Genomic DNA, 10,772 nt, shown 5'->3' on the forward strand with positions numbered 1-10,772 from the left:
GACCGGTGGGCGTGCATCGTCGTCATTCGCTGGCGCCTTCCACCTTGGAGACATCGGGCAGATGGTGGGCAATGCCCTTGTGGCAGTCGATGCAGGTCTTTTCCTTGTTGGCGAGGTACGTCGAATGCATCGCCTGCGCACGCGGGCTCTGGCGCGTGAAGTCCATCGACTGGTAATCATGGCAGTTGCGGCATTCGAGCGAGTCGTTGGCCTTGAAGCGCGCCCATTCGTGCTGCGCGAGCACGATCCGGTGCTCCTGGAATTTCTCGCGCGTGTTGACGGTGCCGAAGATCTTGGCCCAGACCTCCTTCGACGCCTGCATCTTGCGCGCCATCTTGTCGGTCCAGTTGTGCGGCACATGGCAGTCCGAACATTTGGCGCGCACGCCACTGCGGTTGGTGAAGTGGATGGTGCCCTGCAGCTCCTGGTAGACGTTGTCGTGCATCTCGTGGCAACCGGTGCAGAAGGCTTCGGTATTGGTCAGCTCCAGCGCCGTGTTGAAGGCGCCCCAGAACATCACGCCGGCGATGAAGCCGCCCAGCGTCAGGAATCCCAGGCTGAAATAGGCACTGGGCCGGTTGATGGTGCGCCAGTAGCGCTTGAGCAGGTCAATCATCGTGCGGGTCCGCTAGGGCTTGACGGCGCTTTTGCTGCCCTTGGCCCCGGATGGGCGCTTGAGCAGCGTCTCCACGTCCGTGAACGTGTTGCCGACCAGTGGCTTGGCATCGGCCTGCGGCACGTGGCACTGCGTGCAGAAATAGCGGCGCGGCGATACGTCCGCCAGCACGTTGTTATCGCGGTCCATGTAGTGCGTGATGCTGACCGGGATGGCCTGGGTTTCCTCCGTGCGCGTGCGCGCATGACAGAACATGCAGCGGTTGTAGTCCTTGTCGAGCTGATAGCCGTCGATCTTGTGCGGGATCGTCGGGGGCTGCATCGTGTAGTTGCGGGTCCGGCGTATGTCCTTGTTTTCCGTCGGGTACAGCAGCGGCGGCTTGGGTTCGCTGGCGATCGGCGTCGGCCCGCGCATGGCATCCACCAGGCCCTGGCTTTGGCCCTGACCCTGGCCCTGAGCCATGCCGGCGACCAGCGTCATGGCGGCCGCGATCGACAGCGCCCACGGCCGCCACCTTGCGCATCGGGTGATCAACAGGTGCATGGCGGCCTCCTATACCTTCACGATCTTGACCGCGCACTTCTTGAAGTCGGTCTGCAGCGAGATCGGGCAGGTGGCGTCCAGCGTCACCTTGTTGATGAGCTGGCTGGCGTCGAACCAGGGCACGAACACCAGCCCGCGTGGCGGCTGGTCGCGGCCGCGCGTTTCCACGCGGGACCGCATGCGGCCGCGCCGCGATACCACCTCCACCTCCACGCCGCGCCGCAGCCCCATGGCGCGCGCGTCTTCCGGATGCATGAAAACCACGGCGTTGGGGAACGCGCGGTACAGCTCGGGCACGCGCCGGGTCATCGAGCCCGAATGCCAGTGCTCGAGCACCCGCCCGGTGGCCAGCCAGAACGGATATTCCTTGTCCGGCGATTCGGCTGCGGGTTCGTACGGCAGGGCGAAGATCACGGCCTTGCCGTCCGGGTTGCCGTAGAACTGGAAGCCCGTGCCGGCCTTGACGTACGGATCACTGCCTTCGCGATAGCGCCAGCGGGTCTCCTTGCCGTTGACGACCGGCCAGCGCAGCCCGCGCGCCTCGTGGTAGGCGTCGAACGGCGCCAGGTCATGCCCGTGCCCGCGCCCGAAGCTGGCGTATTCCTCGAACAGTCCCTTCTGGATATAGAACCCGAACGCCTTGGCTTCGGCGTTGTGGTGGTCGGCGCTGACCTCCTTCTCCGGGAACTTGTCGACCTGGCCATTGCGGAAGAGCACCTCGTAGAGCGTCTTGCCCTTCAGTTCCGGCTTCTTGGCGATCAGGTCGGCCGGCCACACCTCTTCCACCTTGAAGCGCTTGGAGAACTCGACGAGTTGCCAAAGATCGGAGCGCGCCTCGCCCGGGGCATCGACCAACTGGTGCCAGAACTGTGTACGTCGTTCCGCGTTGCCGTAGGCGCCTTCCTTCTCCACCCACATCGCGGCGGGCAGGATCAGGTCCGCCGCCAGCGCCGTCACGGTGGGGTAGGCGTCGGACACCACGATGAAGTTGGCCGGGTTGCGATAGCCGGGCAGGCCTTCCTCCATCAGGTTGGCCGCGGCCTGCATGTTGTTGTTGACCTGCACCCAGTACGCGTTGAGCTTGCCGTCCTTGAGCATCCGGTTCTGCAGCACGGCGTGATAGCCCGGCTTGTCGGGGATCGTGCCCGGTGGCAGCTTCCAGATGCGCTCCGCCTCTTCGCGATGCTTGGGGTTGGTGACCACCATGTCGGCGGGCAGACGGTGAGAGAAGGTGCCCACCTCGCGTGCCGTGCCACAAGCCGACGGCTGCCCGGTCAGCGAGAACGGGCTGTTGCCCGGCGTGGAGATCTTGCCGGTCAGCAGGTGCAGGTTGTAGATCATGTTGTTGGCCCAGCTGCCGCGCGTGTGCTGGTTGAAGCCCATGGTCCAGAACGACACCACCTTGATATTGGGATCGGCGTACAAGGCCGCCAGCGCGTCCAGTTTGTCGCGCGGCACGCCTGACAGCTTGCTGACGTAGGCCGCGTCGTACTTGGCGACGAACTTCGCGAACTCGTCGAACGTGATGGGGGTGGCGGCGCCGGGGTCGGCCGCATTCTTGGCCGCCTTCTGCAAGGGATTATCCGGCCGCAGGCCGTACCCGATATCGGTCACTCCCTGCTTGAACACGGTGTGCTTGTTGACGAAATCCTTGTTCACCTTGTTGTTGGTGATGATGTAGTGCGCGATGTAGTTCAGGATCGCTAGGTCCGTCTGCGGGGTGAAGATGATCGGGATGTCCGCCAGGTCGTAGGAGCGGTGGGTGAACGTGGACAGCACCGCCACCCTCGTCTTGGGGGCCGACAGGCGCCGGTCCGTCACCCGCGTCCACAGGATCGGGTGCATCTCCGCCATGTTCGATCCCCAGAGCACGAAGGCGTCCGCGACCTCGAAGTCGTCATAGCAGCCCATCGGCTCGTCCATGCCGAATGTGCGCATGAACCCGGCCACCGCCGACGCCATGCAGTGCCGCGCGTTGGGGTCGATATTGTTGGAGCGGAAGCCGGCCTTCATCAGCTTGGACGCCGCGTAGCCTTCCCAGATCGTCCACTGGCCCGAGCCGAACATGCCGACCGCCGTGGGTCCTTTCTCCTTCAGCACGCGCTTGAACTGGGCTTCCATGACGTCGAACGCCTTGTCCCAGCTCACGGGCTGGAAGTCGCCATTCTTGTCGTACTGGCCGTTCTTCATGCGCAGCAGCGGCTTGGTCAGCCGGTCCTGCCCATACATGATCTTTGACAGGAAGTAGCCCTTCACGCAGTTCAGGCCCTTGTTGACCTCGCATTGCGGATCGCCCTGGGTGGCCACCACCTTGTTGTCCTTGACCGCCACCGTCACGCCGCACCCGGTGCCGCAGAAGCGGCACGGCGCCTTGTCCCACTTGAGCTTGGTCAGGTCTTTGTCGGTGACAAAGTTCGCGGCGTCAGCGGGCAGGGTGATACCGGCTACCGATGCGGTGGCCGCCACGGCGGTCTGCTTAATAAAGTCCCGGCGAGTGAGTGTCATGGACGATCTCCTCGTGCATGGCGCACGCGTCCTCGTTGTGCTGATACACAAGCGTGGCGCCCAGAACGCCATCAAGCTGGTGCAGATAGGTGAGATGGGCAGCAATGGCGCGCGAGCTGGGCGCCTCGAGCGTGACAACGAGCTTGCCGGTGTCACTGGCCGCATGAATTTCGGCGCCGGTCATGCCCTCGATGGCGGCGCGTACGTCGTCAAGACTGCCGGGCCGCACATGCACAAGCACGCCGGCGATGTGCCACTCGTCGGTGTTGCCGCTGACGTCGTCCGTGCCCCCTGACGGTAGCGGCAGGATGGGGATCGAATGCTTTGCACCTGGCATGACTGTCCTTCGGCTGCGCGCCGCTTCAATCAGTGCTGCAGGAACTGCATATCTTTCTATGGATAGCGACGCACGCGTCAGTGCGTCGGCGGCCCGCTCACAATCTGGGTCATCCAGACGATGAACCCATATCCGGCCACGATGATCACGGAAAGCACCGGCACCATCACGGCGGTCAGGAATAAAAAGCTGCGGAGCTCTTCCTGTTTGCGCTGCGGGTCGACGGTGGGTTCCATGGCGATGTGTGGTCGGGTCAGTGTGGCGAGATCGCCAACTCATTTAAGGAAGCGGCTTAGGAGGTGTCAAGCCAGCATTTCAAACACATATGTTGAATCGGGCGAGAGAGGGCTGGTGCGGCAACAGCCGCATCACGCGATGGACGTGGCTGCCGGGTGCCGCATACCGCGCTTGAACTAGTTCGCAGAGAAATAGTTTGCATTCTAATAAATTCACGTCTATCATTCGCCCCATGCCAAAGATCGATGCCCTTCGTTTCGCCTTCACCGGCCAGCTCATGCTGGCGGGTCGCCAATGGCGCCAGATCAGCCAGGCAGCGGTGACCGCCCACGGCATCTCCGCCGCGGCCGCCGCGCCGCTGCTGTTTGTTCGCCGGCTGGGTGGCGGGGTTCGCCAGGTCACGCTGGCCGACTATGTCGGCGTGGAAGGTGCCACGCTGGTGCGGCTCGTGGATCAGTTGAGCGCGGCCGGCCTGATCCGCCGCGAGGTGGACCCAAGCGACCGGCGCGCCAACGTGCTGTCGCTGACGGAAGCCGGCGATCGCATGGCGGAGCAGATCGAAGTCGAACTCAAGCAACTGCGCGCGGAAGTTTTCGCGGAAGTCAGCGAGGCCGACATGGCCGCCACGCTGCGCGTGCTGGAAGCCTTGTCACGCGCGGCAGCCGCCGCCGCATCCTCGGGCAAGCAGGAGTCCTGAACGTCATGGGTAGTTGGCCATCCGGAAGGGACTGGATCTTTTCCGTCAAAGCCTTTATCGCCGCCATGCTGGCGTTGTGGATTGCGTTGTATCTGGGCCTGCCGCGTCCTTACTGGGCGATGGGGTCGGTCTATATCGTGGCGCACCCGCTCACGGGCGCCACGCGCTCCAAGGCGCTGTACCGCGTGCTGGGCACGCTGCTGGGTGCCGCCGCAGGCGTGGCGATCGTGCCCTCGCTGGTCAACGCGCCGACGCTGCTGATGGCCGCGGTGGCCATCTGGACAGGTTGCCTGCTCTACGTGGCGTTGCTGCATCGCACGCCGCGCAGCTACGTCTTCATGCTGGCGGCCTACACGCTGCCGCTGGTGGCGCTGCCGGCCGTCGACAATCCCGCCGGCATCTTCGATATCGCCGTCGCACGCGCCGAGGAAATCTGCCTCGGCATCCTGTGCGCGAGCGTGGTCGGTGCGCTGGTGTGGCCGGCAAGCGTTGCCGACGTGCTGCGCGACAAATCCCGGCAATGGATGGGCGACGCGGCCCTCTGGGCCGGCGACATGTTGTCCGCGAGCCCCGGCGCACAGGTCACGCGCCATCACAGCCGCCACCGTCTGGCCGCCGACATCCTGGCGCTCGACCAGTTGATCAGCCAGCTCTCCTATGACACCGAAACCGCCGCCAGGGTGCGCGCCGCGCGCGAACTGCGTGGCCGCATGACGATGCTGCTGCCAGTGCTGTCCTCGCTGGCGGCTGCCGTGGAGAGCCTGCAGGCGGCCGGTGGCGTTCCAGCTCCGCTGGCCGCGCAGATGCAGGCCGTCAAGGCGTGGATCGAGTCGGGCGCCGTGGGGGCGCCGCCAACGCTGGCCGAGACGCCGCTCGAGCCATCTTGGGACGCTGCGCTGGTCACGGCGGCGGAAGACCGGCTGGCGCAGATGGTGGCGCTCTGGACGGACTGCGTGACGCTGTGCCGCAGTATCGGCGAGCGGCACATGGCGCGCACGTGGGCCCCGGAATTCCAGCGCTGGGATGTGGGCCGCGCGCGCCATTACGACCACGGCATGCTGCTGTTCTCCACCGTCACGGTGGCCATGGCCATCTTCACGATGGGCATGCTCTGGATCTGGATGGGCTGGGCCGATGGTGCCGGCGCCGTGTCCCTGGGCGCCATCTCGTGCTGCTTCTTTGCCGCGATGGACGAGCCGGCACCGATGATCCGGTCGTTCTTCACCTGGAACGTGGTCTGTCTGCTGATTTCGATGGTGTTCGTGTTCGCGGTGCTGCCGGTGGCCCACGACTTCGAGATGCTGGTGATGATGTTCGCGGTGCCGTATCTGATCATTGGCCTGCTGGTGGCGCAGCCGCGCCTGGCGATGATCGGCATGCCGCTTGCCGTGGTGACGGCCAACGACATCGGCATCCAAGGCGCCTACAGCGCCAACTTTCACACCTTCTTCAACACCAATGTGGCCGGTATCGCCGGCATCCTGTTCGCGCTGGTCTGGACGCTCGCGCTGCGGCCTTTCGGCACCCGTGCGGCCACGCGCCGGCTGGTGCGTGCCGGGTGGGGCGATATCGCCGCGAATGCCGTCGGCGGCAAGCCGGAGTCCCATGCCAGCCTGCGCGCCCGCATGCTGGACCGCCTGGCGCAACTGGTGCCGCGGCTGGCCGCGAGCGAAAGCGAAGTGTCCGCCGACGGTTTCAGCGAAGTGCGCGTCGGGCTGAGCACGCTGGCGCTGCAACGCGAGATGCCCGACATGCCCGCCGACCAGCAACACGCGGTGAAGCGCGTGCTGCGCAGCGTTTCGGGCTACTACAAGGCCCGCCTCGATGGCGACGCCGATGCGCCGCCGCCGGCGTTGCGCACACGACTGGCCAATGCCCGGCAGAAGGTGGGTTCGCGTATCGCAATGGCCGCGGTGGTCGAAATGCAAGTAGCCCTGTTTCCGCCGGCGGTGTCGCCGGCACCCGTTTCCGGAAAAGCCTGATGCCCGGTGAATTCAGTATCTATGGCGTGTTCGTGCCCAGCCTGCTGGTGTGGATGCTCGCCGCCTTTGTGATCACGAGCGGCGCGCGCGCCGTGCTGACGCGCGTCGGCTTCTACAAGCTCGTGTGGCACCGTTCCCTGTTTAATCTGGCGCTGTACGCAATCGTCCTGGGTGGGGTGGTTGTGGTCGTGCCGTGGCTGCAATCATGAAACTCAAACTCTCTTCGCTCGGGCCAGTCGTGCTGACGCTGGCCGTCACCGCCGTTGGCGCGGTTGTCGTCAAGCATCTGTGGGACTACTACACCGTGGCGCCGTGGACGCGCGACGGCCACATCCGTGCCGAAGTGGTGCAGGTGGCGCCGGACGTGTCCGGCCTGGTCACGCGCATCGCCGTCAAGGACAACCAGCGCGTGAAGGCTGGCGACGTGTTGTTCGAGATCGATCATGAGCGCTACGCGCTGGCGCTGCAGCAGGCGCAGGCCACCGCCGCCGCCGTGCGTGCTAACCTGGCGCAGGCCCGGCGCGAGGCCGGCCGCAGCCAGAAGCTGGCCGAGGTGGTGTCGAAGGAAGTCATCGAGGAAGGCCTGGCCAAGGTGCAGCAGGGCGAGGCCACGCTGGCGCAGGCCGAGGCCGCCATCGGCGTTGCGAAGCTGAACCTCGAGCGCACCCGCGTGCTGAGTCCGGTGGACGGCTACGTCAACGACCGCCTGCCGCGCCTGGGCGACTACGTGAGCACCGGAAAGCCGGTGCTGTCGATGGTCGACGCGACGTCCTTCCACGTGGAGGGCTACTTCGAGGAAACCAAGCTGCACGGCATCGAGATCGGCAGCCCGGTCGACATCCGCATCATGGGCGAGAAACGCGTGCTGCACGGCCATGTGCAGAGCATCGCCGCCGGCATCGAGGATCGCGACCGCACCAGCGGGTCGACCCTGCTGCCCAACGTGAATCCGACGTTCAACTGGGTGCGGCTGGCTCAGCGCGTGCCGGTGCGGATCCAGTTCGACCAGATGCCGGCCGATGTGCGCCTGGTGGCAGGCCGCACCGCCACGGTGTCCGTGAAGACCGATGGCAAGTCGCCGGACCAGGCGGCCCCGGCCGCGCCTGCCGCGCCGGCGGCTGCAACGCCGTCCTCCCATGACAAGGTCGCGCTCGCCGGCAAGGGCGTGGCCGCAACCGGAGCTGTGCAGTGAAACGCCTTGTCCGGACCACGCTGGCGGCGACGTTGCCGCTGGCGCTGGCCGCCTGCATGACCGTCGGACCTGACCACAAGGTGCCCGAGGATGCCGCCGTGAAATCGTCCGCCGCCAACGGCCCGTTCCAGGGCACCGACAGTCCCGCGGTGTCCATCGGCGAGGTGCCCAACGACTGGTGGCGCCTGTATGACGATCCCCGCATTGACGAACTGGTGCAGCAGGCGCTGGTGGCCAACACCGATCTGCGCGTGGCCGCCGCCAACCTCAAGCGCGCCATCGCCGTCTACCACGAGGTCGAGGCTGAGAACCTGCCGGAGACGCGGTTCCGCGCCAGTGCGGAGCGCGGCCAGATCGCGGGCGAGCCCTTGCTGAAGGAAGAGAAGATCCCGGTTTTCAACTTCGGGGACGTGGGTTTCGATGTGTCGTACCTGATCGACTTCTTCGGCAAGCTGGCCCGCGCGGACGAGGCGGCGCTGGCCGGCACGCAGGCCAGCCAGGCCGCGCTGGATCAGGCGCGCGTGGGCGTGGTGGCGGAAACCGTGCGCTCCTACATGCAGGGCTGCACAGCCACGCATGAACTGCACGTTGCGCAGCATCAGCTCGATCTGCAGCAGCGCGGCGTCGTGCTCGCGCAGAAGCTGGTCGACGCGGGACGCGGCCAGCCGACGGATCTGCTGCGGGCGCAGGCGCAGGCCGATACGCTGCGCGCCACGCTGCCGAAATATCGCGCCGAGCAGGAAGTGGCCGCGTACCGGCTGGCCGTCATGCTGGGCAAGCCGCCTACCGCGCTGGACATGCGCAGCGTGGCTTGCGAACACGTACCGGCGCTGCGCCAGGCGCTGCCCGTGGGCGATGGCGCGGCGCTGCTGAAGCGCCGCCCGGACATCCGCCAGGCTGAACGCGAACTCGCGTCCGCCACGGCCAAGATCGGCGTGGCCACGGCGGACCTGTATCCGCAAATCCGCATCGGCGCCTCCGCCGGCTTCACCGGTATCCTCGATCACCTTGGCCAGGCGCCAACCGCGCACTGGGGCTATGGGCCGATGATCTCGTGGACGCTGCCGACCAGCGGCACGCGTGCCCGCATCCACAACATGGAGGCCGGGGCCGAAGGTGCGCTGGCGCAGTTCGACGGCGTGGTGCTGCGCGCATTGCGCGAGACGCAGAGCGCGCTGTCCGCGTACACCCATGAACTGGACCGCAATCAGGCGCTGCGCGATGCCCGCGACAAGGCGGATGAGGCCGCGCGCCAGAATCGCCTGCTGTACCAGGCCGGCCGATCGCCATACCTGAACAGCCTGGATGCTGACAGGACGCTGGCTGGCAGCGATGCGGCGCTGGCGGCATCCGACGCGCAGCTGGCGATGAACCAGATCAACCTGTTCGTGGCACTCGGCGGCGGCTGGCAGGACGCCCCCAAGGTGGCGAGCCACCCGGTCGGCGAGAAACACGCTGGCCCGGCGGCCGGCGAGACGCATTGAGGTAAGCTTCTGCCCCGGCCTGCGCTCATCCGGCGTGGCTTGGCCGCCGTCCGATCCGCGGTGGCGGCCCATTGATTCCCAGGAAACAAGACGTATGAAGACGCTTTCGATCTCGAAGACCCTGTCCGCCGCCGTGGTGGCGCTGGGCATCGTGGCCGCCGGCAACGCGGCCGCCCAGGAACCGACCATCCGCGTGGGTACGGTCAGCGGCCCGGACGCCGAAGTCTGGCAAGTGGTGCAGAAGGTGGCCAAGCGCAATGGCCTGAACGTAAAGGTGGTGGAGTTCAACGACTACGTGCAGCCCAATGCGGCGCTGGATGCCGGTGACCTGGATGCCAACAGCTTCCAGCACCAGCCGTACCTGGATAGCCAGGTGAAGCAGCGCGGCTACAAGATGGTCAGCGTGGGCTACACGTATATCTCGCCGCTGGGCATCTACGCGGCCAAGCTAAAGTCGCCGAAGGACCTGCCGCAGGGCGCCAAGGTGGCCGTGCCGAACGATCCATCGAACGAGAATCGCGCGCTGCTGCTGCTGGCCGCGCAAGGCGTGATCAAGCTCAAGCCCGGCGTGGGCACCAACGGCGTGAACGCCACCGCGCTGGACGTGGCCGAGAATCCGAAGAAGCTGAAGATCGTCGAACTCGACGCCGCCCAGCTGGCCCGCTCGCTGCCTGACGTCGGCGCCGCCGTGATCAACACCAACTACGCGCTGGCCGCCGGCATGCAGCCGACCAAGGATGCCATCGCACTGGAAGACATCCACAGCCCGTACGCCAATATCATCGTCGTGCGCACCCAGGACAAGGACAAGCCGTGGGTGAAGAAGCTGGTCGCCGCGTATCAGTCAGAAGAGGTGCGCCAGTTCATGAAGGCCCAGTACAAGGGTGCGATGGTGCCGTCGTTCTGAGCGGGGCGTAAGCCTTGCGGGAAAGCGGCGGCCTGACGTCAGTTCAAGGGCCGCCGTTTTTGTCTGGGGCCCAGGCGTTGGCGTGCCTGCCGTCTATCCATAGTCGATTTGCTTCGTTCACGGCTAGTGTCCTGTCCCACTAATACGTGAGCAAAGTCGGTGCAACTTTTCGAGAATCGAGTCGGCAGTAGCTGTCCAGCGAAATGGCTGGCAGTCCGCGTTGTAAGCGGTCACGAAATGATCGATGCGTTGGACCAACTGTTTGACGCTGG

The 10,772-nt window shown here is 65.8% G+C and carries 11 protein-coding genes and 1 pseudogene; 6 read left to right on the forward strand and 6 right to left on the reverse strand.

Translation table 11 applies throughout. From position 1 onward, the window contains the following. Positions 1 to 22: 22 nt before the first annotated feature. From AC1DOX_RS26435 to napE, 5 genes are all read right to left on the reverse strand, one after another. The gene (locus tag AC1DOX_RS26435; protein WP_092140134.1) at positions 23 to 616 is read right to left on the reverse strand and encodes a NapC/NirT family cytochrome c; all 594 of its coding nucleotides are present in this window, start codon (positions 614 to 616) and stop codon (positions 23 to 25) included. A gap of 12 nt (positions 617 to 628) precedes the next feature. Then, positions 629 to 1,096: a nitrate reductase cytochrome c-type subunit gene (locus AC1DOX_RS26440; protein WP_441621492.1), complete on the reverse strand. Its 468-nt coding sequence runs from the start codon at positions 1,094 to 1,096 to the stop codon at positions 629 to 631. 72 nt (positions 1,097 to 1,168) lie between these two features. Next, positions 1,169 to 3,664: a periplasmic nitrate reductase subunit alpha gene (napA, locus tag AC1DOX_RS26445; protein WP_441621422.1), complete on the reverse strand. Its 2,496-nt coding sequence runs from the start codon at positions 3,662 to 3,664 to the stop codon at positions 1,169 to 1,171. Beyond that, on the reverse strand, positions 3,636 to 4,001 hold the full coding sequence (locus tag AC1DOX_RS26450) for a chaperone NapD (RefSeq protein WP_092140137.1): 366 nt from the start codon (positions 3,999 to 4,001) through the stop codon (positions 3,636 to 3,638). Before AC1DOX_RS26450 ends, napA begins: the two co-directional genes overlap by 29 nt. A 77-nt stretch (positions 4,002 to 4,078) precedes the next feature. Next, on the reverse strand, positions 4,079 to 4,237 hold the full coding sequence (gene napE, locus AC1DOX_RS26455) for a periplasmic nitrate reductase, NapE protein (protein WP_092140146.1): 159 nt from the start codon (positions 4,235 to 4,237) through the stop codon (positions 4,079 to 4,081). Positions 4,238 to 4,470: 233 nt separating this feature from the next. On the opposite strand from napE, the gene AC1DOX_RS26460 reads away from it, so the two are divergent. From AC1DOX_RS26460 to AC1DOX_RS26485, 6 genes are all read left to right on the forward strand, one after another. Continuing rightward, a complete protein-coding gene (locus AC1DOX_RS26460) occupies positions 4,471 to 4,935 on the forward strand; it encodes a MarR family winged helix-turn-helix transcriptional regulator (RefSeq protein WP_441621425.1) in 465 nt (154 codons plus the stop codon). 5 nt (positions 4,936 to 4,940) lie between these two features. After that, on the forward strand, positions 4,941 to 6,917 hold the full coding sequence (locus AC1DOX_RS26465) for an FUSC family protein (protein WP_441621427.1): 1,977 nt from the start codon (positions 4,941 to 4,943) through the stop codon (positions 6,915 to 6,917). Continuing rightward, positions 6,917 to 7,126 (forward strand): DUF1656 domain-containing protein, encoded by a 210-nt coding sequence (locus AC1DOX_RS26470; protein WP_092140152.1) that lies wholly within the window; start codon positions 6,917 to 6,919, stop codon positions 7,124 to 7,126. The genes AC1DOX_RS26465 and AC1DOX_RS26470 overlap by 1 nt, the downstream gene beginning before the upstream one ends. Further along, on the forward strand, positions 7,123 to 8,109 hold the full coding sequence (locus AC1DOX_RS26475) for an efflux RND transporter periplasmic adaptor subunit (RefSeq protein WP_441621430.1): 987 nt from the start codon (positions 7,123 to 7,125) through the stop codon (positions 8,107 to 8,109). The genes AC1DOX_RS26470 and AC1DOX_RS26475 overlap by 4 nt, the downstream gene beginning before the upstream one ends. Then, the gene (locus tag AC1DOX_RS26480) at positions 8,106 to 9,593 is read left to right on the forward strand and encodes an efflux transporter outer membrane subunit (RefSeq protein ID WP_441621432.1); all 1,488 of its coding nucleotides are present in this window, start codon (positions 8,106 to 8,108) and stop codon (positions 9,591 to 9,593) included. Before AC1DOX_RS26475 ends, AC1DOX_RS26480 begins: the two co-directional genes overlap by 4 nt. A gap of 94 nt (positions 9,594 to 9,687) precedes the next feature. Further along, on the forward strand, positions 9,688 to 10,500 hold the full coding sequence (locus AC1DOX_RS26485) for a MetQ/NlpA family ABC transporter substrate-binding protein (RefSeq protein WP_441621434.1): 813 nt from the start codon (positions 9,688 to 9,690) through the stop codon (positions 10,498 to 10,500). 123 nt (positions 10,501 to 10,623) lie between these two features. On the opposite strand, the pseudogene AC1DOX_RS26490 reads toward AC1DOX_RS26485, so the two are convergent. Next, positions 10,624 to 10,772, reverse strand: a pseudogene (locus tag AC1DOX_RS26490) (IS630 family transposase); the annotation flags it as partial.

The organism is Cupriavidus sp. 01L415 (assembly GCF_056400065.1).